Annotated in this window: 27 protein-coding genes; 16 read left to right on the top strand and 11 right to left on the bottom strand. The window is 35.8% G+C overall.

Features of this window, described 5'->3' with window-relative positions; genetic code table 11:
- Positions 1 to 5 precede the first annotated feature (5 nt).
- Together ftsB and ispD are read left to right on the top strand one after the other, a co-directional pair.
- The gene (gene ftsB / locus OZX61_RS07780; RefSeq protein WP_195771309.1) at positions 6 to 404 is read left to right on the top strand and encodes a cell division protein FtsB; all 399 of its coding nucleotides are present in this window, start codon (positions 6 to 8) and stop codon (positions 402 to 404) included.
- A complete protein-coding gene (ispD, locus tag OZX61_RS07775) occupies positions 379 to 1095 on the top strand; it encodes a 2-C-methyl-D-erythritol 4-phosphate cytidylyltransferase (protein WP_277094454.1) in 717 nt (238 codons plus the stop codon). The genes ftsB and ispD overlap by 26 nt, the downstream gene beginning before the upstream one ends.
- On the opposite strand, the gene OZX61_RS07770 is transcribed toward ispD, so the two are convergent.
- On the bottom strand, positions 1092 to 1571 hold the full coding sequence (locus tag OZX61_RS07770) for a hypothetical protein (protein ID WP_277094453.1): 480 nt from the start codon (positions 1569 to 1571) through the stop codon (positions 1092 to 1094). The two genes, ispD and OZX61_RS07770, sit on opposite strands and share 4 nt — an antisense overlap.
- 260 nt (positions 1572 to 1831) lie before the next feature.
- On the opposite strand from OZX61_RS07770, the gene ispF reads away from it, so the two are divergent.
- A complete protein-coding gene (ispF, locus tag OZX61_RS07765) occupies positions 1832 to 2317 on the top strand; it encodes a 2-C-methyl-D-erythritol 2,4-cyclodiphosphate synthase (RefSeq protein WP_195771358.1) in 486 nt (161 codons plus the stop codon).
- Here ispF and OZX61_RS07760 read toward each other — a convergent pair.
- The 4 genes from OZX61_RS07760 to OZX61_RS07745 all read right to left on the bottom strand — a co-directional run bounded on the left by OZX61_RS07760 (position 2301) and on the right by OZX61_RS07745 (position 7223).
- On the bottom strand, positions 2301 to 2834 hold the full coding sequence (locus tag OZX61_RS07760) for a protein tyrosine phosphatase family protein (RefSeq protein WP_277094452.1): 534 nt from the start codon (positions 2832 to 2834) through the stop codon (positions 2301 to 2303). The two genes, ispF and OZX61_RS07760, sit on opposite strands and share 17 nt — an antisense overlap.
- A gap of 51 nt (positions 2835 to 2885) precedes the next feature.
- Positions 2886 to 3977 (bottom strand): 3-deoxy-7-phosphoheptulonate synthase, encoded by a 1092-nt coding sequence (locus OZX61_RS07755; protein WP_277094451.1) that lies wholly within the window; start codon positions 3975 to 3977, stop codon positions 2886 to 2888.
- Positions 3978 to 4085: 108 nt separating this feature from the next.
- Positions 4086 to 4949, bottom strand: a complete 864-nt coding sequence (locus OZX61_RS07750; protein ID WP_277094450.1) for a sulfite exporter TauE/SafE family protein — start codon at positions 4947 to 4949, stop codon at positions 4086 to 4088.
- A gap of 192 nt (positions 4950 to 5141) precedes the next feature.
- Entirely contained in the window at positions 5142 to 7223 is a 2082-nt protein-coding gene (locus tag OZX61_RS07745) for a TonB-dependent receptor (RefSeq protein WP_277094449.1), read from the bottom strand.
- Positions 7224 to 7371: 148 nt separating this feature from the next.
- Here OZX61_RS07745 and lpxB point away from each other — a divergent pair, with 148 nt between their 5' ends.
- Positions 7372 to 8547, top strand: a complete 1176-nt coding sequence (gene lpxB, locus OZX61_RS07740; RefSeq protein ID WP_277094448.1) for a lipid-A-disaccharide synthase — start codon at positions 7372 to 7374, stop codon at positions 8545 to 8547.
- Positions 8548 to 8560: 13 nt separating this feature from the next.
- On the opposite strand, the gene OZX61_RS07735 is transcribed toward lpxB, so the two are convergent.
- On the bottom strand, positions 8561 to 9433 hold the full coding sequence (locus tag OZX61_RS07735) for a DUF2797 domain-containing protein (RefSeq protein ID WP_195771302.1): 873 nt from the start codon (positions 9431 to 9433) through the stop codon (positions 8561 to 8563).
- Between the two features lie 34 nt (positions 9434 to 9467).
- Here OZX61_RS07735 and OZX61_RS07730 point away from each other — a divergent pair, with 34 nt between their 5' ends.
- A complete protein-coding gene (locus OZX61_RS07730; protein WP_277094447.1) occupies positions 9468 to 9941 on the top strand; it encodes a DUF6231 family protein in 474 nt (157 codons plus the stop codon).
- Positions 9942 to 10129: 188 nt separating this feature from the next.
- Complete coding sequence (locus OZX61_RS07725; protein WP_277094446.1) at positions 10130 to 10738, top strand: YidB family protein; 609 nt, start codon at positions 10130 to 10132, stop codon at positions 10736 to 10738.
- Positions 10739 to 10778: 40 nt separating this feature from the next.
- Here OZX61_RS07725 and dctA read toward each other — a convergent pair whose 3' ends face one another.
- Entirely contained in the window at positions 10779 to 12071 is a 1293-nt protein-coding gene (gene dctA, locus OZX61_RS07720; protein ID WP_277094445.1) for a C4-dicarboxylate transporter DctA, read from the bottom strand.
- 432 nt (positions 12072 to 12503) lie between these two features.
- Between dctA and OZX61_RS07715 the strand changes: the two genes are divergently transcribed.
- Together OZX61_RS07715 and OZX61_RS07710 are read left to right on the top strand one after the other, a co-directional pair.
- Positions 12504 to 14630, top strand: a complete 2127-nt coding sequence (locus tag OZX61_RS07715; RefSeq protein WP_277094444.1) for a TonB-dependent siderophore receptor — start codon at positions 12504 to 12506, stop codon at positions 14628 to 14630.
- Positions 14631 to 14757: 127 nt separating this feature from the next.
- Entirely contained in the window at positions 14758 to 16314 is a 1557-nt protein-coding gene (locus OZX61_RS07710) for an alkaline phosphatase (protein ID WP_277094443.1), read from the top strand.
- A 41-nt stretch (positions 16315 to 16355) separates the two neighbouring features.
- On the opposite strand, the gene OZX61_RS07705 is transcribed toward OZX61_RS07710, so the two are convergent.
- The 3 genes from OZX61_RS07705 to OZX61_RS07695 all read right to left on the bottom strand — a co-directional run bounded on the left by OZX61_RS07705 (position 16356) and on the right by OZX61_RS07695 (position 18112).
- Positions 16356 to 16778: an HIT family protein gene (locus OZX61_RS07705; RefSeq protein WP_195771356.1), complete on the bottom strand. Its 423-nt coding sequence runs from the start codon at positions 16776 to 16778 to the stop codon at positions 16356 to 16358.
- 110 nt (positions 16779 to 16888) lie between these two features.
- A complete protein-coding gene (locus tag OZX61_RS07700) occupies positions 16889 to 17158 on the bottom strand; it encodes a YARHG domain-containing protein (protein ID WP_195771296.1) in 270 nt (89 codons plus the stop codon).
- 81 nt (positions 17159 to 17239) lie between these two features.
- The gene (locus OZX61_RS07695) at positions 17240 to 18112 is read right to left on the bottom strand and encodes an NAD(P)-dependent oxidoreductase (RefSeq protein WP_277094442.1); all 873 of its coding nucleotides are present in this window, start codon (positions 18110 to 18112) and stop codon (positions 17240 to 17242) included.
- A 231-nt stretch (positions 18113 to 18343) separates the two neighbouring features.
- Here OZX61_RS07695 and OZX61_RS07690 point away from each other — a divergent pair, with 231 nt between their 5' ends.
- The 6 genes from OZX61_RS07690 to OZX61_RS07665 all read left to right on the top strand — a co-directional run bounded on the left by OZX61_RS07690 (position 18344) and on the right by OZX61_RS07665 (position 22580).
- A complete protein-coding gene (locus OZX61_RS07690) occupies positions 18344 to 19531 on the top strand; it encodes an O-succinylhomoserine sulfhydrylase (RefSeq protein WP_277094441.1) in 1188 nt (395 codons plus the stop codon).
- Between the two features lie 17 nt (positions 19532 to 19548).
- Positions 19549 to 19878, top strand: coding sequence for a YbaB/EbfC family nucleoid-associated protein (locus tag OZX61_RS07685; RefSeq protein ID WP_195771293.1), 330 nt, complete (start codon positions 19549 to 19551; stop codon positions 19876 to 19878).
- 16 nt (positions 19879 to 19894) lie between these two features.
- On the top strand, positions 19895 to 20491 hold the full coding sequence (recR, locus tag OZX61_RS07680; protein ID WP_195771292.1) for a recombination mediator RecR: 597 nt from the start codon (positions 19895 to 19897) through the stop codon (positions 20489 to 20491).
- A 211-nt stretch (positions 20492 to 20702) separates the two neighbouring features.
- Positions 20703 to 21848: an HRDC domain-containing protein gene (locus OZX61_RS07675; protein WP_277094440.1), complete on the top strand. Its 1146-nt coding sequence runs from the start codon at positions 20703 to 20705 to the stop codon at positions 21846 to 21848.
- Positions 21849 to 21907: 59 nt separating this feature from the next.
- The gene (locus OZX61_RS07670) at positions 21908 to 22213 is read left to right on the top strand and encodes a YcgL domain-containing protein (protein WP_195771290.1); all 306 of its coding nucleotides are present in this window, start codon (positions 21908 to 21910) and stop codon (positions 22211 to 22213) included.
- Entirely contained in the window at positions 22179 to 22580 is a 402-nt protein-coding gene (locus tag OZX61_RS07665; RefSeq protein WP_195771289.1) for a hypothetical protein, read from the top strand. The genes OZX61_RS07670 and OZX61_RS07665 overlap by 35 nt, the downstream gene beginning before the upstream one ends.
- 26 nt (positions 22581 to 22606) lie before the next feature.
- Here OZX61_RS07665 and OZX61_RS07660 read toward each other — a convergent pair whose 3' ends face one another.
- On the bottom strand, positions 22607 to 22840 hold the full coding sequence (locus OZX61_RS07660; RefSeq protein ID WP_195771288.1) for a hypothetical protein: 234 nt from the start codon (positions 22838 to 22840) through the stop codon (positions 22607 to 22609).
- 234 nt (positions 22841 to 23074) lie between these two features.
- On the opposite strand from OZX61_RS07660, the gene OZX61_RS07655 reads away from it, so the two are divergent.
- Positions 23075 to 23449, top strand: coding sequence for a hypothetical protein (locus tag OZX61_RS07655; protein ID WP_195771287.1), 375 nt, complete (start codon positions 23075 to 23077; stop codon positions 23447 to 23449).
- A gap of 80 nt (positions 23450 to 23529) precedes the next feature.
- Positions 23530 to 23856, top strand: coding sequence for a hypothetical protein (locus tag OZX61_RS07650; protein ID WP_195771286.1), 327 nt, complete (start codon positions 23530 to 23532; stop codon positions 23854 to 23856).
- Positions 23857 to 23944: the final 88 nt, after the last annotated feature.

Raw genomic sequence — 23944 nt, 5'->3', positions numbered from 1 at the left:
AATTTATGCTGACTTTTATAAAAGAGGCTTTTAACTCTTTTTCAAGTCGACTTATATTGGGGCTTGCTATTATTTTAATAGCAGGCTTTCAATATATGTACTGGTTTGGAGAAGGTGGTTATTACGATCATCAAAAATTAATGCAACAAATTCAACAACAAGAAGATACGAATAAGGATTTAAAAGAAAGAAATCGTATATTAGGCGCTGAAGTTTATGATTTAAAAAATGGTGCTGAAGCCGTCGAAGAACATGCCAGACTGGATTTAGGTTTAATTAAGCCAAATGAAACATTTGTTCAAATGAGTACACTTACATCACCACAAATGCAGGAAAACTATATTTCACCTGTAGAAAGTAAAAATACAGATAGCGAAGATGAAGACAGCCCAGACCTCCACTAAAATTTGGGCAATTGTGCCAGCGGCTGGTTCAGGCAGTCGTTTTTCTAAAACAGCACTTAAACAATATCAGATGATTGAGCGTAATACTGTCTTGGAACATACAGTAAATGCGATTCTTAGTTTATCTCGTATTGAGGGATGTGTTTTAGCAGTAAGCCCAAATGATACTCATATACAATCGCAGAAATTTAAAAAGCAAGACAAAGTTCATTTCTGTTTTGGTGGGCAAGAGCGAGTACATTCTGTTTTAAATGCACTTTATTATCTTCGGCAGTTTTCAGCTGAAACAGACTATGTATTGGTTCATGATGCAGCAAGACCATGTATTTCAAGTGATAGCTTAAAAGCATTAACCGAATATGTTTCAAAAAATAAGGTAAGCGCCATTTTAGCTACTCCTGTTCGAGATACGCTAAAACGTGCGTGTAATTTAGAGATTACACAAACTGTAGATCGTACAGGTTTATGGCAAGCTCAAACGCCTCAAATGGCACAAATCGGGCATTTAATTGATGCATTAGAATACGCCTTAGCAAACAATCTTATTGTTACCGACGAAGCGAGTGCTTTAGAGCTTTCACAGATGCCTGTACATATTGTACAAGGCCGTTCAGATAATATTAAAATTACTTATCCTGAAGATTTAGAATTTGCCCAACTTGTTTTAAAATCTAGATCTATGATCAGTTAATCATAGAGTCGATAAATGCCACTAAAATGTTGACATGTTGGCTGATCGCTTTTTAATGTGAGCAGTGCTTTTGATTGTTTTAATTCATAAATACACTGATCATCTGTATTTTTTAGTTGAATAGATTCGTTAGTAGTGTTGTTGCTATAGGCGATAAGAAAATGTTGACCTTTTTCATGATGCTTGTGTGTATAAGACAAACCTTCGACCTTAATTCTTTTTTGATCAAGTTGATGTATTTGTAAATAGGTGTTTGGTGTAGCGACTTTACCTTGAGTATATTTGAAAAAATGTTGCGTTAAACTTTGATTTAGTGATGAATAAGTATTTAACTCATCTATTCGGCTCGATAATTCATTTTGAATGCATTTGTCGGCTTTACATTTATAAATACGGTGTAACCATAAATTCTGTGTTTCATTAATTAAATGTAGAGGTGCATTAGTGGTTTGTTGGGTGGTATCTAATAAACTCAAGACCTGATCTCTTTGTGTTTTATAGTTGTCTTTACAAAAGAGCGCTCTAGCGTGTGTATCACATATCTTTTCAGGTGCTATGGTATAGGCAAATGTTATGGTAGGCACAATTGCAAGTGTGATAAAAAGAGTATTCTTTATGAGATTTGAATTATGAAACGACATCATCGCTTATACTTGGTTATGTAGTACTAAAGGTAATATAGCGAAAGATTGAGTAGAAAGACAAGATATCATTTTATATGAAAGGAAGTTTTACATTGGTTGCAAAAATTAGAATTGGTCAGGGTATAGATGTCCATGCATTCGAAGAAGGTGATTTTGTTACTTTGGCTGGACTAAAAATTCCACATACACAGGGATTAAAAGCACATTCAGATGGCGATGTTGTATTGCATGCGTTAAGTGATGCATTGTTAGGTGCATTGGCTTTAGGCGATATTGGACAACATTTCCCTGATACTGATCCAGAATTTAAAGGTGCTGACAGTAGAGTGTTATTAAAGCATGTGTATGAGCTAATTGTAAATCAAGGTTATATATTGGGTAATGCTGATATTACAGTAGCTTGTGAACGACCTAAGCTTGCTAAGCATAATTTGGAAATGCGCCAAAGTATTGCAAATGTTCTAGGTGTAGATGTTTCTCAAATTAGTATTAAAGCAACGACAACCGAAGCGTTAGGTTTTACAGGTCGCCAAGAAGGTATCTTAGCAACCGCAACAGTACTTATTCATCAACAATAGGGCCATCACTACTTTGTAGCGCCTGTTGTAGTTCTTGTGTTGCCTTTCTTCCTTTAAGTTGCAAGGCAACACTATGTATTAAACCTGTCCATGTTTCATTGGGTTCCCACACTTCTTCTAAGTATTGCTGTGCAACTGCAATATCAATGTTCATATAATATTGTCTATATAGAAATATTAAGGCACTTGCACGTTTATTTTGGGCACAATGTAACCAAACTTTCTGATCTTGTACAAGAAAGTTAATTGTATCTAGTGCAAATAATGCTTGGTCTGTATTTGGCGTATCCCAACAGATGGGAAACTGCATGTAATTTAATCCTAAATCTAAGCAAATTTGATCTTCATTATCTAAGTGTTCTGTCGAACTATTTAGTGCCAAATTAATAATGGTATGAATTCCATATTCTTTAATTTGTTGTAGTTGATCTTTTGTAGGTTGTCCCGAAGAAAATAGATGTTCGTGAACATACTGGAATTGGGGGATTTGACTTAGTGCATTTTCAAGATTATTCATAAGTATTTATATAAAAAACGCCATCATAGATGGCGTATAGTGTGCATTATATTAACGTTTTGGTAAAACATCTTTTAATGCTTGGTGCATTTCTAAAAGCACTTTTTCTGTAGTATCCCAATCGATACAGCCGTCAGTTACAGATTTTCCATATTCAAGGTCACATAAGTTCGCAGGAATATCTTGTCTGCCACCTTTTAGATGACTTTCCACCATTAAACCAATGATAGAACGGTTACCATTTAAAATTTGTTCGGTAACATTTTTTAACACTAATGGCTGTAAATATGGGTCTTTGTTTGAATTGGCATGACTCGCATCGATCATAATATGATGTGCAACTTTGGCTTTCGTTAACGCATCTTCAGCAGCAGCAACTGAGGTTGCATCGTAGTTTGGTTTGCCATTACCACCACGAAGAACTACATGACCGTATTGGTTACCACGTGTTTTAATAATAGATACTTGTCCATCATTATTTAGGCCTAAGAAATTATGGCCATGTTTCACAGCTTGCATTGCATTAATCGCAACGGTAAAGCTTCCATCTGTACCATTTTTAAAACCTACAGGTGATGATAGTCCCGAAGACATTTCACGGTGTGTTTGGCTTTCAGTAGTACGCGCTCCAATAGCTGACCATGAAATAAGATCTTGTAAATATTGAGGCGAGTTTGGATCAAGTGCTTCAGTTGCACAAGGTAATCCTTTTTCATTTAAATCTAAAAGCAGTTTACGGCCAATGCGTAAGCCTTTTTCAATATCGAATGAGTCATCCATATTTGGATCGTTAATCAGACCTTTCCAACCGACTGTTGTTCGTGGTTTTTCAAAATAAACGCGCATAATAATATATAGCGTATCTTTGACCTTTTCGCTTAATGCTTTTAAACGGTCTGCATATTCATGTGCTGCTTGAGGGTCGTGAATAGAACAAGGACCAATAACCACAAATATACGCTTGTCTTCACCATCTAGAATTTTACGTACTTGTTCACGTCCTTTTAGAACAGTTTCGTGTGCTTTGTTCGAGAGTGGTAATTCTGCTTTGAGCTGTGCAGGTGTAATGAGTGGTTGCATGCTACTAATATTGACATCATCAATATCATTTGAAATGGTCGAATTGTGTTGTTCAGTATTCATTGCCGTTAATGATCTAATTTAAAAAGGTTAAGAATGCTTTAGACTATAAAGCGCGCGTATGAAAAAAACAAATATTATTGTTGTGCGAATGTCGATTCATTTTCATGGTTAAGTTGTTTTAGTCTGAGGTTGTGAGAGTTCTATATTCTGTTGTGCTTTCACAGGCTTCGTTTTGGTTGGATGAAGCATAAAGTTAATTCCGAGAAGAAATAGAGTTATTCCTAAAACTTTACGAATAAACTGTTCTGGCATTTTACTGCTAATGAGTGTCCCAATCACAATTGAAGGAATTGAGCCCACTAAAAGCCATCCCAATAGTTTAAAGTCGACATTACCTGAACTCATATGTGCTAAACCCGCCACAAAGGTTAGACAGACGGCATGCACAACATCTGAACCAATGATACGAATCATCGGCAAATTAGGGAAAAGTAAAATGAGTGCCATTACCCCAAAAGCCCCAGCACCTACAGAAGAGAGGGTAACAAATACGCCCAAGATAATACCCATAAGAATAATATAAACGCGTTTCTTACGACCAATTTCAAAATGAGACGTATCTTGATGATGAAATCTTTTAAAAAAGAGCTCAATCTTATTTCTAAAAATAATTGAGATACCTGTAAGTGTGAGCATAAAGCCCAGTACCATTGTTAAGACTGCCTTATAGGTATTGGATTGGCTCAGATAATTTTCTAGAACCCAATGCGTAGCAAAAGATGCAGGAATACTGCCAAGAGATAACCAAAGTACAATTGGCCATACTACATTTAATTTTTTTGCATGGACCAAAGAACCACAAAACTTTGAGATAGAGGCATAAATGAGATCTGTACCAATGGCAATATGGGGTTCAATTTTAAATAAACTGATGAGCATAGGCGTCATAAGTGAACCACCACCAACGCCTGTAATGCCGACACAAAAGCCAACGAGCATACCTGCGAGTATAAATTGAATCGCGTCATACATGATGATTATGCCAATATCTTAAAATATGCATATCTTATGATTTTTTCTGCGAAAGAGTTGTCTTGATTCTTCATTTGCTTATCTTTAAAAATAAAAAGCAAATGAGAATTATTTATAATTAGGCGATAAGATTTTTTAATCTATCTTTTAAGATACCTCATATTGCTTTAAGTATATGAGGTATCTATGAAATTAAAATTTGTAGGTTACACCAAACTGTGCATTTCTCCCTTGTCCCGGATAAACATACATATTAAATGCACTGCTATCATAGTTTTTGTCGAAAAGATTTCTGATGTTTAAACTAAATTTTAGATTCTCAGTTGCTTTATATGTCGCAAGTAAGTCTGTAGTAGCGTAAGCAGGCATATCATAACTTGTATTTGAAGTCAGTCCTTTTCTTCGATCAATAAAGTGTTGATTAATTCCCAAACTTAACCCATTGAGTTGCCCTAATTGAATGTCATACATTGCTAAAATATTTAGGCTGTTTTTTGGGATGTTGGCAAGGCGAGTCCCTTTCTTCAAAGTATTATCTTTAAGCACAGCAGCATCTACATAGGCATAGTTTCCAATAATTTTGAATGAGTCTGTAATTTGTCCAGTAATATTGAAATCAAACCCTTTACTAGATACTTCACCTGCTGCAATTGACTTGGTTGTATCTAGTGGGTCTAAAGTAAGTACATTTTCTTTCTTGGTATAATATACTGCTGCATCTATATTTAAGCGATTTGGAATAATCTGCCACTTTGATCCAAGCTCATATGACATGCCAGTTTCAGGTGAGAAACCTTTACCAAATCGATCTGCACCTATATTTGGCTTAAAGGATTTACTTATACTGGTATAAAGGCTGAAATCATTGTTTGGGGTAAAAATAAGCCCAAATCGAGGTATGAGCGCATCTTCACTGGCTGTCCAACCCGAAGAAGCTAAAAAATCTGTATAGTTATCTTTATACGTTTCATAACGTAGACCCAATAATGCCTTTAACTGTGAAGATAAGGCAATTTGATCTTGAACAAAGTATGCTTGGCTTTTTAACGTTTCATGATCATGTGTGGTTACACTTGTTAGTGCAGGAAGTGTTTGACCTAGTGTAGGTTGATTTATGTTTAAGTCAAAATTAGCACTTTTAGGAGAGCGAATAATAAAGGAGCGATAGTCATATTCTTCAAGCTCTACTCCAGAAATAAGCGTGTGTTGCATATTAAATAAGTCAAATTGACCTGTAATATTTACTTGGAGGTCTTTATCTTCCCAAGACAAATGACGCCAATTGTAGTTACGTGTAATGACATTACCACTGGTGTTGGCTTTTAAACCATAAGCTTCTACAGCATAGCCCTGTAAGTCACCTTTTAAATATTGCCCACCAATATTGAGTTTCCAGTTTGGACTAAGTGTTTGCTCTAAGCGTAGTTGAACCATGTCGTTACTATTGGTTAACTCATTTCTATCTTTGCCTGATTCCCACCAGTTTGTGCTTGAATCAAAATTTGTCTTGCTTTGTCCTGTGTATCTTGTAAAGCCTCGATCTAAAGGGTGTTGATTCCTTAAGAAGTCAGCTTCAAGTATAACCTTGGTTTGATCAGAAGGTTGCCATTGTAGGACAGGGGAGATATCCCATCTTTTGGTTCTAACACCCTCTCTATAGGTGTCACCTGTTTCAGACATAGCATTTAAACGATAACTAAATGTTTTACTAAGTGGGCCTGTTGTATCTAAAGTGCTTCTAAATAATCCTTCGCTATCTATAAGTGCACCGAGCTCTGTAGATTGCTTATTTTGAGGGGCTTTACTTACGATATTGAATGTTCCCCCAGGATCAGTTCGACCATACAATGTTGCGGCAGGCCCTTTAATAATATCAATATGTTCAATGGTATTGCTATCTGGTGAATTAGGGTAACCACGATTAATTGGAAAACCATTTTTAAAATATTCACCACTTGTAAAACCACGAACTGTATATGTGGTTAAACCTTGACCTCCAAAGTTATTACCACGGCCAATACCCGCAATATCTAAACCATCTGACAATCGTGTTGCTTGAATATCATTCAAAATATTTTTATTGATGATGATTACTTCTTGTGGTGTTTCTTGAATAGATGTTGGTGTTCGTGTTGAAGTATTTGATTGATAGTCTGAGTATGTTTGCGTATTTGGCTGAAATTGTAGAGAAATGGTTGGAAGAACCTGATCATCCGCAAAAGCGGTATGGTATATAGAGCTAAAAATACAAATATAAAGTAAGTGCTTGTTCATTATCACTTCCCCAAAAATAAAGGGTGATTATATAGAGATCTTGTTCTTAATCAATAATGATTATCAGTATCTTTTAAAAAATGTACTTACTTTATGTCTTATGCTGAATGCGTATAATAGGAGTTGAATACAGTAAGGAATTATATTTGTGCAAAAACAACCCTTAAGAATTGGTATGGTCGTTGGTGAGGTCTCTGGAGACACGCTTGGGGCAGAGCTTATACGTCAATTTAAAGCACAAGGTATTGATGCAATTTTTGAGGGAGTAGGTGGGCCACAAATGATTGCAGAGGGATTCGAGAGTTTTTATCCAATGGAAACATTATCTGTAATGGGTATTGTTGAAGTTTTGAAAGATTTAAAGGCACTGTTTGCCATACGTGATGGTTTAGTTGAAACGTGGACAAAAAAACCTGTAGATGTATTTATTGGTATTGATGCACCTGACTTTAATTTGAGACTCTCTAAAAAAATTAAGCAAAAAAAACTTCCTATTAAGACTGTTCAATATGTAAGTCCATCTGTGTGGGCATGGAGACAAAAACGTGTTTTAGGAATTCAAAAAACAATTGATCTCGTATTATGTTTATTCCCATTTGAAAAACACTTTTATGCAAAACATGCCGTTCCTGCAATTTTTGTTGGGCACCCACTTGCGAAAAAAATGCCACTAGAAAATGATACTTTAAAGGCGAAAACAGAATTAAATCTAAACAAAGATGTGGCTTATATTGGGTTATTACCAGGTAGTCGCCGTGGAGAGGTTGAGCGTCTAGCACCTTTGGTTTTTGGTGCGGCAGAAATTTTACAAAAAGATTATCCGAATTACGAATACTTGGTACCTGCAATTAATGAAAAAAGAAAAATCCAGATTGAAGAAGTATTGTCATCCTATTCTTTAGATTTTCAGCGTAAAGTACATATTTTAGAAAATACACAAACTGAATCGAAAATAGGTCGCCAAGTTATGGCAGCGAGTGATATTGTCGCACTCGCCTCTGGAACGGCTACGTTAGAAGGTATGTTGTTACATAAACCCATGGTTACTTTTTATAAGCTCAATTGGTTTACTTATCAGATTGCAAAAAGAATGGTCAAAATTCCTTATTTTTCATTACCTAACATTATTGCTGGTAAAAAAATAATTGATGAGCTTGTACAAGACCATGCAACGACTGAAGCCCTTGCACAAGCTCTAAAAAAACTAGTGAATCAAGAGGCTGCGCAGATTCAAAAAATGCAACATCTCACCGCACATAAGCAATTGATTTCAGGAAATACTGAAAATCCAGTTGAAGCTATTTTAAACTTAGTGGCACGGTAAGATAGCGTTAAATTTAATGAAAGCGAATAATGAGTTCGTATCCTGTATATTTACGAATATTAATCACGCCGGTATCTAGCATGAGATACTGGCCTTTAATCCCCTGTAGTATCCCTTGTATAGTTGGTGTTTTATCCAAGTTTAAAGACTTAATTTTGGTAGGATATTGTGCAATCGGATAAATAAATGATTTCGGCTTTTCAGATAAAAGAAGTTCTACATCTTCATTAAAATCTAAATTCAGTGAAAATTCATTACTAATTTCTTCAATTTGATCTTGGAATTCTCCAATTAACTCATCTCGAATTTCCAAAAGATCAAGTGGTTCAGGGGAACCTTTCAAAAGCTTTCGCCAATCTGTTTTATCAGCAACTTGTTCGGCGAACATGGTTTCTAAGTGACCTGATAAACGGCGTGAACCGACTTTCATTATTGGTAAAGCTTGGCTAGCGCCTTGGTCTAACCATCTTGTTGGCATTTGACTAATACGCGTAATACCGACCTTTAGTCCACTCGAATTGGCAAGGTAAACAATATGTGGCTGAAAGCATACACGCTGTGCAAAATCTTCTTCTCGGCATGTACCCATATGGTAATGACAAGTTTCTGGCTTCATAATACACATATCGCATTCAGCTTTTGTTTTAAAACACTTAAAACAATGTCCTTGTGAATAAGATTTAGGTGTTTTTTTTCCGCATGATGTGCAATAAATATTTCCTGTCCAAGAAATTTCAATAGATTGACCCAATGAAAAAGGAATATCTACTTTTGAGCGATCTAAAATAAATGTATATTCAACATTTGCCTGCTCAGTATGATTTGGTGTAACACTGTGGTTGGCTAAATTAGCATGCATTTTATGGCAAACGCCTTGAAATTCCATACAAAATTCTCGCTAAGACTTAAAGGTGTAGTTTATGAGTGAGCAGAACGTCATTACGTCTTTGCTAGATGATTTGACTCAAGCGCAGTCGATTAGAACTGCAATATGTATTGGGCAAAATATGACGCAATACAACGTCAATAAAAAAATACAATGGCAATATTTTAACGTAATTGAGGTATTAAATCTGCCATTTACTCAGCGTTATGACTTGAGTTTCGTTGTTTTTAATGATGAAGTAGAACGATTATCTCTATCGGAACAGACACATTTAATTGTAAAGCTAAGAGATTTATGGGCAAAACATGTGGTGGTCATGTGTTCAAGTCGATATACCAATTTAATGCGTGAATTGGGATTCTCTCAGATGTTGCGTGAACAAGGAGAAGGAGATAGTCCGATACTTGAACTCTGGCAGTTTAATATTTTAGATTATAAAAGTACGCCAGATTGGCTTAATTCAAAATTCTGGGCAAATCCTGAGAATTGGAATAAATTTCGTTGGTAATAAGTCTTTAGATAATCATAGTAGAATCTGCTATGGGCAGTGTATCCTTTATAGTGCAATATAATATACTTACGTAGAGGTTTATCTAACTGATTCATTGATGTTATCAAAAATGAACAGAAGAGCGATATAAAATAAGATAAGGTTTTTTAGATCTAACTTAAATATAAATTATAGAGGTTAATAAAATGACAGACTTAACAAGTATTGTAGAAAGTTTAGCTAAACAAGCACTAGGTGGTCAGGCAAACCAGAATAATTCAGGTTTGGGGGGGATGCTTGGTTCAGTATTGGGACAACTTGGTAGTGGACAAAGTAACTCATCTTCAGGTGGTTTGGGTGGTATGCTTGGTGGTGTACTCGGGTCGCTCACTGGTGGAAACTCAAATAGTGGAAGTGAGCAAGCTGGAAACTCTAGCTCAGGTACACAGTCTTTGCTTGTTGCAGTTGTTCCTTTAATTTTATCTTGGATTCAGCAACAAGGTGGTTTACAAGCTGCTTTAGATAAATTGCGTGGTTCGGGTTTAACCAGTCAGGTACAAAATTGGGTTGATCCATCAACTTCAAGCCATGATGATGTCGCGAATGATCATGTTCAAAACTTATTTAATGATCAGGATGTTGAACAAGTGGCTGAACAAACGCAAACACAAAAGCAAGATGTATATGGTGCAATCGGTACAGTCCTTCCACAAATTATTAATGCCTTAACACCAAAAGGTGAACAAACCAATAGTCAAGAAGCAAATGATGATATCCAGAAAGTTTTAGGCATGGTTTCAGGCTTTTTAAAATAGTTTTCAAAATAAAAAAAAGGTGGCTTTACGCCACCTTTTTTTATTTCTGTACTATAGGAATAGGAGAGGCTTTTTGTGGAGATTTTAATATCTCTTTTGCTTTTACAAGGTCGATATCTTTTTCCCATGTTGCAATAAATACAGTTGCAACACAGTTTCCAATAAGGTTTGTCATTGCTCTAACAATTCCAATAAACCAATCAATTGATAAAAGTAGTACTAGGCCGATGGTTGGAATGTCTGGAATGATTGAAAGTGTTGCAGCTAGAATAACAATGGCTGATCCTGGAACACCATGTGCACCTTTAGAGGTCAAAAGCGAAACAAAAAGGATTAATAATAAGTGCGAAAGACTTAAATCGATATTACAAGCTTGAGCAATAAAAATAACACCTAAAGTAAGATAAATAGAAAAACCATCAAGATTAAAAGAATATCCTGTTGGTATAACTAGGCCAACTGTACTGTCTTTTACACCTAGATTCTTTAATTTTTGCATAATTTGTGGAAGTACAGCATCAGAAGAAGCTGTGCCTAAGACTATTAATAATTCTTCTTTGAAATATTGTAAGAACTTAAAAATATTTAGTCCTGAAAGTTTTAAAATAGAACCAAGAATACAAACTACAAACACTATGCAAGTGAGGTAGAATAAAATAATGAGGTAACTTAATTTAAATAATGAACCTAGACCAAATTGCGCCGTGGTGTAGGCAACAGAGCCGAGTACACCTAATGGTGCTAAACGAATAATTAATCCCATCATTTTAAAAAGAATTTCTGAAATAGATTCGAGAAATGCTTTGGTTGGCGTTGCGATATTTTTAGGGACTAAGAGCATGCTTACACCGAATAAGATTGCAATAATTAGAACCTGTAAGATATCTCCTTTAGTAAAAGCATCGAAAATAGTACTTGGAATGAGGTGTAGGAAAAAATCGGGAATAGATTGAAGGTGTTCTGCACGCTGTACATACGTTGTTAAATCATTACTATGCAAACTACTTAGTTGGATATTCATATTTGCGCCAGGCTTGAAAATATAAGCCACTGCAATGCCGAGCACCAATGCAATCGTTGAAACAATTTCAAAATAAAGAATTGTTTTTGAACCGACACGTCCCATCTTTTTAATATCGCCAGCACCATAAATACCCAAAGTAATGACGCAAAAAACAATAGGTGCAATGAGCATTTTAATAAGAGAGATAAAACCATCACCAAGCGGTTTTAGGTTAAGTGCGAATTGATGTGTTGTTACACCAAGACCAATACCAACCACTAGCGCAATGACCACTTGTAAAAATAAGTTTTTTCTGAGTAATCGAAACATGGTTATTCTCAATATGCCATTATTATTTATTTTATAGATGCAATAATTGTTCCAAGATATAGGTGACTTTATGATTTAATTATTTTTTGTGAAATATAATATTGGAATGAAGATTGGTTTTCATATTTATGTTAAATAAATTATGAACTTCCCTACTAGGTAATACATGATTAAATTTCTCCCTAATTATAAAAATTAAAATTTCATTAAAAAAACTGATTATATTTTTCAATTAATCGTTTATTTTTATAATTAATATTATATTTTTTAGAAAAAATAAATATGAAAAATAGGTCTATGTGTAATGCTTGAAAGAGTTAGGTCAAGGATGGTGCTTTAAAAGTATGTTGAAAATTAGATATATATTAAATATAAATTAAATATATATTATATGGTAATGTGATGAATTCTTATTATCATTAAGATATAACTATGATTCAAATGCGCTATAACATCTTATATTTTTCTGTTGTGTCCTCTATTTTATTGTCAGTCTCTTCAGTATATGCAAATTCTAATAATGCACAAAATCTTCCAACAATTCAGTTGAAATCTGAGGAGAAAGAAGAGCATATCGCAAAAAAAGCAGTATCAGGCCTAAAGTCAGATACTCCTTTGTTTCAAACAGCACAATCAGTAAGTGTTGTGACAAGTGAACAGTTAAATCAAAAACAAGCTTTTACACTAACAGATGCAATAAAAGGAATTGCTGGAGTGTCAGCTGGCAATCGTAGCCGAAGAGGGTGGGATGACATTATTATTCGTGGGCAAAGTGCTTCAAACCAAGTCTTTATAGATGGTTTACGTCAGGGTACAAGCTCAGATGTTGCGATTGATTTATCTGGAATGGATCAGGTACAGGTAATTAAAGGACCTGCATCGGTGAATTTTGGTCAGGCACTTCCAGGCGGTATTGTAAATTTAGTATCTAAACGTCCAGAGGCGAAGAGCTTTGCAAATGCAGATGTAACTTATGGAAGTTATGCTTTTCGACAAGCTCAATTCGATCTTAATTATAGTCCGAATGAAACTAAAGAAGGTGCTTTTCGATTAGCTGGGCGTATTGCAGACCAGAACGATCCTGTAGATCAAGTTTATTTTAAAAACTTTTCGATTTCTCCATCTTATAATTTTGACTTAGGAGATCAGGCAAAACTATCTACAGTTGCTAGCTATCAGCATCGTGAATACTTGCGTATGCAAGGACTACCTGTCATTGGTACGCTTAAGCCGAATCCAAATGGGCAGTTGGCAAGTTCTACATTCTTTGGAGAGCCATCATTTGGCCCATATAAAGGCGATGTTTATCGTTTAGGTTATACATTTAACTATGCCTTTAAAAATGGATGGAATTTTGAACAAAATGCAGCAGTGCGCAAGGCAATTATGGATGGTCGCTTTGTTTCAATGGTGCAATGGGTACCAACCTCTAACTTTACAACCATCACACGCCAAGCGAATGTACAACATTATAATAATTTGAACTATACCATCGACAACCAGTTAAAAAATACATTTCGATTTTATGGTATGGAACACAACATCTTAATGGGTGTTGATGCAATGAAAGATCGCAGTGAGCAAAGTAACTTTAATTGTAAAATAGATAACTTTAACTTTTATAAACCGATTTATAATACGTATGTAGACTGTAGTAAACAGTTGTCGCCTAAATCGACAGTTTCCAAAACTGAATATGTTGGTGTTTATCTTAGAGATCAACTTACAATTCAAGATAATCTAATTCTAAATCTTGCAGGTCGACACGATTGGGCAAAAACAGCTACAGATAATTTAATTACGGGAAAAAGTACAAGTCAGAATCATCATGCATTTACTGGAAGTGCATCTGCTTTATATAACATTAATCATTGGGTTGCACCTTATGTAAGCTATTCGACATCGTTTACACCGACATCGGGTACAGATCGTCAAGGTCAAGCATTTGATCCTCAAACAGGAAAACAGTTAGAAGCAGGTTTTAAATTCCAGAATGAAGCTCAGAATATACAAGCAACACTGTCTTGGTATAACCTTGTATTAGATAATGTCTTGGTCACAGATCCAAACAATGCTAGTTTTCAGGTACAAGATGGACAGCAGAAAACGAAAGGAGTAGAAGCCGAATTAACAGCGAATCTTTCTGATCGGCTTCGTTTAAATGCTTCGTTTAGCCATATGTACGAAGCAAAAATTAGCAAAGATACGAATAGAAATAAAATTGGACAGCGTTTAGAAAACACCCCCGAGAATACATATAGTCTATCTATGCGTTATTACCCAGTGAGTGATTCTTTAGGATGGTATCTTGGAACTGGAGTGCGTGGTGAAAGTGCAAAACCAATTACGGGTGATGCTTCAATAGATGTACCTGCATACACAGTATTTGATGCTGAGGCTGGATATGAGGCTCAACATTGGGGGGCTCAATTGTCTGTATTGAACATGTTTGATAAAGAATACTATGCGGGCAGTATTGCAAATAAAGATAATACGAACCGATTGGTTGCATTAGGTAGTCCACGTCAAATTAATTTTACACTTAAATTTAAGTATTAAATTATTTTAGAGCTTTGCTTTTAATTATGAAGGCAAAGCTCAATGCAAATAAATCTATTTTTCACAAAAGTTAAACGTAAAATTAATATTATTTAAAGGTAAGTATTATTTTTAAGAAAAATCGATCATGTTAATGAATAAAAAAGCACTTTCCCTTACATTATTAACGCTGTCTATAATGATGGTGGGTTGTGGGCAGCAACACTTAGTAAATAGCAGTAAAACGAATGTCAGTGAGCCTAAAAAACCAAAAAATATTATTGTTCTTATTAATGATGGTGCAGGTGTAGGAACATGGGATGCAACAGCAAATTGGCAATATGGTGGCAGAGACAAAACACCTTATGCAAATTTCCCTGCAAAATATGCCATGACAACGTACCCATTAAATACATCAAAAAGTCCAACGAATAATGCAGATTCACTGGTTAATTACGATGCAAAACAGGCATGGGATGTTACGCCTACACAGTCTACAAAGTTGCCATTTAAAGGCTATGAGTATTTGTCAAAAAATCCAACAGATAGTGCGGCAGCAGGTACAGCACTCGCATCGGGTAAAAAGACATTTAATAATGCAATTAATTATGATAATTATGGCAATCCTATAGATTTTATTACTTTAACTGCAAAGAAAGAGGGTAGATCGACAGGTGTGATTACAACAGTACCCTTTTCACATGCGACACCAGCTGCTTTTGGTGCACAAAACATTTCAAGAAATAATTACCATGCTATTGCACATCAAATGCTTTATCAAGGTCATTTAGACCTGATTATGGGAACGGGTGCACCTGATTATAATGTGAACGGTACATCATGCAGTCAATTGGTAACCAATGAATCCACAGCAGGATGTGATGAAAAATCTAAATCTACGTATATTTCTGCCGATGACTGGAATAAGTTGAGTCATGGTCAAATTATTCCACAAAATAGTACTGTGGCGTGGAATGTCATTCGTGATGTGGAAGACTTTAATGCTTTAGCGAATAAAACAAAAACATATAATGGGCCTGTTTTTGCCTCTCCAAAAGTTGCTAATACACTTCAGCAGGCTCGACAAGCGAATATTGTTGGTAAAGATATTAAGAACCCGTCGGGTGATGCCTATATTAAAACTGTACCTACATTGAGTATTATGACTAAAGGTGCTATCCATCAATTAAGTAAGAATCCTGCGGGTTTCTTTTTAATGGTTGAAGGTGGGGCAACAGATTGGTCTGCGCATACTAGCTCATGTAGTTCGCAATGGAATTATGGCACCTGTACCAATGAGCCTGAGTATGGTCGACTCATGGAAGAAACGAAAGATTTTAATGATGCCGTTAAAGCAACAATTGATTGGGTCGAGAAAAATAGCAGTTGGGATGAAACTTTAGTGATTGTGACAACGGATCATGACAATGGTATGCCAATGGGTGCGCAAGCGAACACCCAACCGTTTCAATTAATTGAGAATAAAGGCAAAGGAAAAGTACCACAATTTACTTTTAGACCTACAGGCGATCATTCAAATGCATTGGTGCCATTATGGGCTAAAGGTGCAGGATCGGAACGATTTACAAGTCATGTAAAAGGTATTGATGCTGGGTATGCCAAATATACAAAAATGAATGATGGTCGTTATATTGATAATACGGATGTTTTCCAAGTTATTAACGAAGCACTTGTAGGAAAATAAGCCAATTCGGCTAGGTATGAAACTACCTAGCCGTTACCTCATTATAGTTGTTCTAAAGCAAGTTTAATTTTTTCAGCTGTTGCCTTAATTTCTTCTTGATCTCCCATTTCAGCAGCATGTTTGCGTAGTTCATGTATAGAACTTGGAATAAGATGAAAATGTACATGCGGTACTGTTTGACCTGCAGTTTCTCCCGAAAGTTGCATAAGTACAATACCTGAGGCATCTAAAGCTTTTTCAATCGCACGCGCAACTTTTTGTACAATTTGTATGGTATAAGCAGCATCATCGGCAGATAAATCTAATAAAGTCACTGCTTCTGCTTTTGGGATAACGAGCGTATGCCCTTGTGCTTGAGGCATAATATCCATAAATGCCAAAGTTCGATCGTCTTCATAGACTTTAATTGCAGGAATTTCACCACGAAGTATTTTGGCAAAAATATTTTGAGTATCGTAATGTATAGACATGTTTTAGCACTAGTTTATAAGGTTAAAACAATAGAGTATATGATGTAAGGGGGAAGAGGGAAGTCTAGGCTCACCGCATTTGCAGTGAACCTTACAAAATAGTATTAATCGCAGTTTAGCGATTTTTGTTGTGCCTTAATCTGATCTAAACGTTCTTGCTCACGTTCAGAAAATTTAGGTTTTGTCGTGTAGCAGTTGTCATTGCCGTATTTAGCTTTAGCTTCTGCATCTTTGAAACAAAAGCCTTTAGCTGCATAAATAAGGTTATAGTCATCTTCCAGTTTTTGACACGCCTGAGTTGCAGGTGCTGCTACTGCGTATGTGCCGAATGAGCCAAGCACAGTTGCAATGATGACAGCAGATAACTTTTTCATAAGCGTTTCCTCAAACAAATGAATTGTGTTTTTATAACACATACTCTTTATATGGGGAAAGAATACGTAAAATCAAGCTGTTTATTCAATAGTCACTTTGTTGAACATTTCATACATTTTTGCAACGTTAGAAAAATCACTTTGGTGCTCTACCAAATTGCTTGCTGCTTGTATAAGGCTTTGTGATGCTGCGATGACGGGTGCAGAAAGCTTCGCGCTTTGGACAAGATCTAAAGCAATTCCTGTATCTTTTGCCAAAAGAGAAAGGGCAAAAGTATCTGGAAAACTACGGTTAAAAATACGTTGAGGCAATACAGCAGAAGTAACCGTGCTTTGTCCGCTCGAAGCATTAATACATTCAAATGCTTCTTGCAGATTTACACCATGTGATTTGAGTGTAGATGCTCCTTCGCATGCTGCACATAAATGGACAGCCATAAGCATATTGTTCACAGCTTTTACAGCAAACCCTGAACCTGAGTCACCGACATGTTTAATGAGCTTTCCAAGTACTTGCATAGCAGGTAGTGCTTGTTTAAAAGCAGTAGGATCTCCACCTACCATAAACGTAAGTGTTGCATTTTCTGCCCCAATAGTTTGACCACTAACAGGTGCATCTAGATATGAAACTCCTTTTTCTTGCAGCTCGATTTTTAGTTTTTTTGCACTTTCAGGGACACCGCTTGTACAGTCTACCCAAATTGCACCAGATTTAATGGAGAGTGGTTTAATTAAGGCTTCTACATCTGCACTGGTAGGTAAGCAAGAAAAAATAATATCGGCTTGAACAGCCTCTTCTAATGTTGCTACTTGTGTACCATATTGTTTTGCATGCGCTTGTGCTTTATTCGAAGTTCTGTTCCATACGAGGACTTGTGTAAATTTTTTTGGTAGGTGTGCTGCCATTCGGTAGCCCATTGCACCAAGTCCAATGAAAGAAAGAGTTTGGGTCATAATTATCTCTAGTAATTGGTTTTAGGTTATTTGAATATTATATTTTCAGTCTAATGAATTGAGTGTTTTTCAACAATCATTAAGTTATATTTATAATTTATTTCATTTTTATACACTTAAACATGAATTTTTCTAAATTAGTAAAACCTTTATTCTTTTTTACTTGACCAGCTTGTAAGTTGGCACTCACAATGAAAAGAATGTAAGTGAAGAACGCATGAGTAAAAGTGTATGAATCAAGAAGAATACGACCAATTTCAAATAGATACTTTAGCCATTAGAACAGGACACACTCGTACACACGAAGGTGAACATGGCGAACCTATCTTTTTAACCTCATCATTCGTCTATAAAAATGCACAAGAAGCTGCTGATAAATTTCAAGGTAGAGAGAAAGGAAATATTTATTCTCGTTTTACCAATCCAACAGTGAGTATGTTTGAAAAAAGACTGGCTGCATTAGATGGCGGTGAACGAGCAGTGGCGACAGGTTCTGGTATGGGAGCCATTTTAGCGATCATGATGGCTTATTTAAAAGCAGGTGATCATGTCGTATGTTCTAGAGATATTTTTGGTTCAATTGTAGGGTTATTTGATCGTTACATTGCAAAATTTGGCGTAGAAATTACGTATGTTGATTTAACAGATTTATCTCAGTGGGAAAATGCAGTACGTGACAATACAAAGCTTTTCTTTTTAGAATCGCCTTCAAACCCATTAGCGATGATTGGGGATATTTCGGCTGTAGCAAAACTTGCCCATGCACATCATGCCCTATTGGTTGTAGATAATACATTCTGTACACCTATACTACAGCAACCAATTAAATTTGGTGCAGATCTCGTGGTTTATTCAGCAACCAAATATATTGATGGTCAAGGGAGAGCGTTAGGTGGTGCAGTCGTTGGAAAACATGATTTGCTTGAAGAAGTTTTTGGTGTAGTTCGGACATTAGGTCCATCAATGAGTCCATTTAATGCATGGGTCTTTTTGAAAGGTTTAGAAACGTTAAAGTTACGTATGAAGGCCCACTGTGAAGGTGCACAACAAGTTGCAGGTTGGTTAGAAAGTCATGACAAAGTAGAGCGTGTTTACTATTCGGGCCTTGAAAGCCATCCAGGACATGCTTTGGCAAAATCGCAACAATCTGGCTTTGGTGGAATTGTTTCCTTTGAAGTCAAGGGTGGAAAAGACGCAGCATGGAAAGTTATCGATAGTACACAATTTATTTCTATTACAGGAAATTTAGGTGATGTAAAATCGACAATTACACATCCTGCAACAACAACGCATGGGAAACTATCTAAAGAAGCACAAGCAGCAGCAGGGATTAGCGAGGGCTTAATTCGACTTTCTGTTGGTTTAGAAGATATTCATGATATTATTCGTGACTTATCTCGTGGTTTAGATTTGATTTAAAAGTTGGAGCTTTTGGTATGAATATTAATATGCTGATGCAACAAGCGCAGCGCATGCAAAAAGATGTGGAAGCGAATGCTAAAAAGGCAAAAGAAGAGCTAGCACAAACTGAAGTTCATGCAGAAGCAGGTGGCGGTTTAGTAAAAGTAACCATGACATGTCGTCATGTGGTAAAGCGTATTGAAATTAATCCTGAATTATTACAGGATGATGCGGATATGGTTGAGGATCTGATTGCTGCTGCAATGAATGATGCTGCTCGTCAAGCAGAAGAAATTTCTGAAGCGAAAATGAAAGATGCCAATTCAGGTATGGGACTTCCTCCTGGTTTAGCAGGTTTATTCTAATTGAAAGGGGTTATGCATGTTTAGTCACAAATTTGATGACTTAGTACACGCATTACGCCGTTTGCCAAGCGTTGGGCCAAAATCGGCTCAGCGCATGGCACTTCATTTGATGATGAAAAATCGTGAAGGTGCAATGGTACTTGCAAACGCTTTAAGTGAAGCTGCTCAGCATATTCATAGTTGTTCGGTTTGCAACTCACTTACAGAAAATGATATTTGTGATATTTGTACTGCACATAATAGAGATGACTCATTAATTTGTGTTGTTGAATCGCCTGCTGATGTTATGGCAATTGAGCAAACAGGAAGTTTTAATGGTAAGTATCATGTACTTGGTGGCCATTTATCGCCATTAGACGGAATTGGGCCAGAAGAAATAGGTATTCCTCGTTTTCTTGCACGTCTTAAAGAAGGTGTTATTGAAGAAGTCATTTTGGCAACCAATGCAACTGTAGAAGGGCAGGCTACAGCACACTACTTATTAGAAGCTTGTAAACATTTGCCAATTCGTATGTCACGAATTGCTCAAGGTGTGCCGCAAGGAGGGGAGCTTGAATACGTAGATAGTCATACACTTAGCCAAGCAGTGCATCAAAGAATGCAATTTAAATAGTTAACTTTAATTATTGATATAAAAATATACAAAAGCATCTCTTTTTTTGTATATTGACGTAATAAAAAGCAAATTTTAAGATGCAATTGAATAAAATTAGGCACAATTTCATTACAATTACTAAAATACCCCAACATGATCTATTCGCCTGAATAAGCATGCCTGTGGTGAGATTAAGAATTTTCATTAATAGCTAGGTAATCAATAAGGCATGTATCAACTTATTCAACATCAAAGTGAGCTTCTTTCTATTTTAGATAAGATGAAACCCACATCTATATATGCCTTAGATACTGAGTTTGTAAAGGTGGATACACTTTGGCCTAAATTGGGTTTATTTCAGATAAATTTAGATGGTGAAGTATATTTGCTTGATGGTGTTCATTTAGATTTAAGTCTATTTTGGCAAAAATTGATTCAAGCAAAACAAAATATTTTTCATGCTTGTAGTGAAGATGTCGATCTTTTCTACTGCTATTCTAAAATTAAACCACTCAAGAATATTTTTGATACTCAGCTTGCGATGTCATTTTTAGGACATGGTTTACAGGTAAGTTATCAAAATGCTTTGCAAATGTATTTGGGTGTAGACATAGAAAAAGATCATACACGTTCGGATTGGACAGCCAGACCGCTGAGTCAAGCACAACTGTGCTATGCTGCAAATGATGTAGAGTTTTTACCTCATTTAGCAGAAAAAATTAAACAAGAGTTGCAACATAAAAACTTGTTGGCTTATGTTGAAGAAGACTGCCAAAGCTTGGCTTATGAAATTAGTTTAGAAACATCTACCGAAGAACTCTATCGGGATGTAGGAAACTATCGTCACTCTCGTAAACAGTTAATGCAATTACAACAACTGAGTGTATGGCGAGAACAATTAGTGAAAGCACTGAATATTCCTCGCAGTTTTGTGCTTAAAAATAATATAATGATTGAATTGGTAGAGAAAAATCCAAGGAATCAATTTCAACTTTCTCACATTAAAGGGATGCGTCCGAATATTATTCGAGAATATGGTAAAGTTATCTTGGATCTTTTACAGTTCTTACCAGAAAAAGAAGAGTGGCCTTTAAATTTGGCAAGGCCTGTAAAACAAATTTCTAAAGATATTGCCGAGCAAGTGGAAACCATTATCGAGAGAGTTTCTTTTGAAACAGGTATTCCTCGAGCAGTACTTATGAGAAAAAAATGGTTGAATGAGTTGTATCATCATGTAGTTTTTTATCATCAAGATATCAACCATTTATCTTGCTATTTGAAAGGGTGGCGCTATCCACTATTGGTTCAGCCATTATTAGAAGTTTTAAAAGCTGATAAACACAATTTGGCACAGCAAATGAAAATACGCAAATAAAGAAATTTCAGCTACAATAAATACTAGATTCAAAGTTAAAAATACGAAGAGCACTATTTATGCATTGTGATATTTATCGTTCAAGTAAAAAAGATGAAATGTACATTTATGTGACATCAAATATGAATGAAACGAAGTCAGAAGATAGCGATCCACTCGAAAATGTACCAGATGCTGTTCGTCAGGCATTTGGTCGTGCAACATTTGTAATGCATCTTGAGTTACATGAAGGGCGTAAGTTAGCACGTGCAAATGTATTACATGTAATAGATTCACTGGAGACGAAAGGATTTTTTCTTCAAATGCCTCCTGAAGGTTTAATTAATCCGAATGCTGTTGCACCAGAGGGCTTACGTGGTGCCTAATGAAAATATAGGGATTTTACATCAGGTACTTTCTGTACTTGATGTATTTCCAGAGGAAACAATAGCGATCGCCGTATATGGTGTAGGCGCATTTATTATTTTACTGTGTTGGTATTTAATGACAAAACCTTATTCGAAGTTTTGTTCTATTTCCACCTTAGTTTTGTTTGCATGTTTCTTTACGCCTACAATTTCTGAAGGTACAAATGCATTGCTATCGCCAGCAATATTTGGTTTGCTTTTTGGTGTGGTAACAAAGGATCAGGCATTAATTTGGGTAAATTCGGCTTCAATTTTGTTTGTTGTTGGTTTGGGCTTAGTTGTCGGATTCTTCTTATTGAAATTCTTACAGAATAAAAACACATAAAAAAACGCCACCTAGGTGACGTTTTATTAAGCAACCATGGTTGCCATCTTTTGCCAATACTGTGCTTTGTAGCTATCACGTTCTACACGGAAACCTTGGTTATATAACTCTGCTAAGAATAAAGCAGCCTTCCCATGACCTGCACGTGCAGCATTTTCTAAGTCGGTAACCGCATCTGAAAAGTTCATTTGCGATTGAATAGTATGTACCGCAGTTGCGTATACATTCTCTAAGTCGTGTTGAGAAAGTTGTTGAATCATATTAAGCTCCTTATTTTAATTATGATTTAGGGCATCTCATGAGCCCTATGTACTTACAATTTTAACTTCAGTTTGTTAAACAAATATTACATTTGAAAGAATTTGTCAACTAGAAAAATAAGTTTATGTAAGTATTTTTAAGTTTATTTGACTCATTACTAAATAGAATAAAAAGGTGTATAGTAAAAATATAAAGATTAAAAAAATTTAACTAACAACAGAGGGTATATAATAATGAGTACTTATACAATTGATGGATTCAACTTTGATTTGCCTTTAAATACAGAACAGATCAAAGCGCTTGCGAAGTTTCACAGAGAGCAATTGCATAACGCAGTATATCATGAAAATGAGCAAATTGGTAGCGTTGGTATTTCACAGCGCGCAAAGATCGCGGCATTCTTAACTTCTCTAGATTCACAAAGCCGTTCTCATTTTTACGACACTTATAATAACGAACTAAAAGGTCTCGCGGGATTCGATGATACCCCTGCAGACAGTCATTCACATGAGAAAGAAATGAATCCATTTATTTTATTTGTGGGGCTCGCTATTGTAGCCGTAGTTCTGTATTTTGCCTTTGTTGCTCATATCACACCAACAACCTGATTTTTTTAACATCATTATATAATTTTAAGTATTGTACTACGTGCATGATCGACTTACACTGACGTGAGTAGAGGTTGGTCATGCACAGAATCCAGAACTTTTTTCACATTTGTCGGCAAAAAACGAATTTTAATCTTTCTATACAATTACTCCCTGCTGTTGGAGTATGTTTTATTATTGGCATATTTCTTATTTTTTCAGGTATTTTACTTTCAAGCGATGTCACACAAGAGCAATACCGTGAAATTCAGACGATGGCAAAGCAAATCGACTATCCACAAACGCAGACAATGGCTTATCACTTACTTACCAATGAAGTTATTCGTAAAAATGACTATTTTCGTTTAGTAAGAGCTTATCAGTTTGAAACTAAAAATATAAAAGTCTATCCACCAGAAGGGCGTTAAGTCTGATTTATATGACCTATTTAAGTGATCATATTAAATTTATGTTAAAATTAATCTTTTAAATTATGCACTGTTTTTCAAGGGATCA

Source organism: Acinetobacter sp. ESL0695 (assembly GCF_029392135.1).
GTDB lineage: Bacteria > Pseudomonadota > Gammaproteobacteria > Pseudomonadales > Moraxellaceae > Acinetobacter > Acinetobacter pollinis.
This window is presented reverse-complemented; position numbering and strand designations above follow the sequence as displayed.

Bases quoted from the DNA above. Each gene is read 5' to 3' on its own strand.
- ftsB (WP_195771309.1), top strand. From the start codon at position 6: ATGCTGACTTTTATAAAAGAGGCTTTTAACTCTTTTTCAAGTCGACTT.
- ispD (WP_277094454.1), top strand. From the start codon at position 379: ATGAAGACAGCCCAGACCTCCACTAAAATTTGGGCAATTGTGCCAGCG.
- OZX61_RS07760 (WP_277094452.1), bottom strand. From the start codon at position 2,834: ATGAATAATCTTGAAAATGCACTAAGTCAAATCCCCCAATTCCAGTAT.
- OZX61_RS07755 (WP_277094451.1), bottom strand. From the start codon at position 3,977: ATGAATACTGAACAACACAATTCGACCATTTCAAATGATATTGATGAT.
- OZX61_RS07750 (WP_277094450.1), bottom strand. From the start codon at position 4,949: ATGTATGACGCGATTCAATTTATACTCGCAGGTATGCTCGTTGGCTTT.
- OZX61_RS07745 (WP_277094449.1), bottom strand. From the start codon at position 7,223: ATGAACAAGCACTTACTTTATATTTGTATTTTTAGCTCTATATACCAT.
- OZX61_RS07735 (WP_195771302.1), bottom strand. From the start codon at position 9,433: ATGGAATTTCAAGGCGTTTGCCATAAAATGCATGCTAATTTAGCCAAC.
- OZX61_RS07730 (WP_277094447.1), top strand. From the start codon at position 9,468: ATGAGTGAGCAGAACGTCATTACGTCTTTGCTAGATGATTTGACTCAA.
- OZX61_RS07725 (WP_277094446.1), top strand. From the start codon at position 10,130: ATGACAGACTTAACAAGTATTGTAGAAAGTTTAGCTAAACAAGCACTA.
- dctA (WP_277094445.1), bottom strand. From the start codon at position 12,071: ATGTTTCGATTACTCAGAAAAAACTTATTTTTACAAGTGGTCATTGCG.
- OZX61_RS07715 (WP_277094444.1), top strand. From the start codon at position 12,504: ATGATTCAAATGCGCTATAACATCTTATATTTTTCTGTTGTGTCCTCT.
- OZX61_RS07710 (WP_277094443.1), top strand. From the start codon at position 14,758: ATGTTAATGAATAAAAAAGCACTTTCCCTTACATTATTAACGCTGTCT.
- OZX61_RS07700 (WP_195771296.1), bottom strand. From the start codon at position 17,158: ATGAAAAAGTTATCTGCTGTCATCATTGCAACTGTGCTTGGCTCATTC.
- OZX61_RS07695 (WP_277094442.1), bottom strand. From the start codon at position 18,112: ATGACCCAAACTCTTTCTTTCATTGGACTTGGTGCAATGGGCTACCGA.
- OZX61_RS07690 (WP_277094441.1), top strand. From the start codon at position 18,344: ATGAATCAAGAAGAATACGACCAATTTCAAATAGATACTTTAGCCATT.
- OZX61_RS07685 (WP_195771293.1), top strand. From the start codon at position 19,549: ATGAATATTAATATGCTGATGCAACAAGCGCAGCGCATGCAAAAAGAT.
- recR (WP_195771292.1), top strand. From the start codon at position 19,895: ATGTTTAGTCACAAATTTGATGACTTAGTACACGCATTACGCCGTTTG.
- OZX61_RS07675 (WP_277094440.1), top strand. From the start codon at position 20,703: ATGTATCAACTTATTCAACATCAAAGTGAGCTTCTTTCTATTTTAGAT.
- OZX61_RS07670 (WP_195771290.1), top strand. From the start codon at position 21,908: ATGCATTGTGATATTTATCGTTCAAGTAAAAAAGATGAAATGTACATT.
- OZX61_RS07665 (WP_195771289.1), top strand. From the start codon at position 22,179: ATGCTGTTGCACCAGAGGGCTTACGTGGTGCCTAATGAAAATATAGGG.
- OZX61_RS07660 (WP_195771288.1), bottom strand. From the start codon at position 22,840: ATGATTCAACAACTTTCTCAACACGACTTAGAGAATGTATACGCAACT.
- OZX61_RS07655 (WP_195771287.1), top strand. From the start codon at position 23,075: ATGAGTACTTATACAATTGATGGATTCAACTTTGATTTGCCTTTAAAT.
- OZX61_RS07650 (WP_195771286.1), top strand. From the start codon at position 23,530: ATGCACAGAATCCAGAACTTTTTTCACATTTGTCGGCAAAAAACGAAT.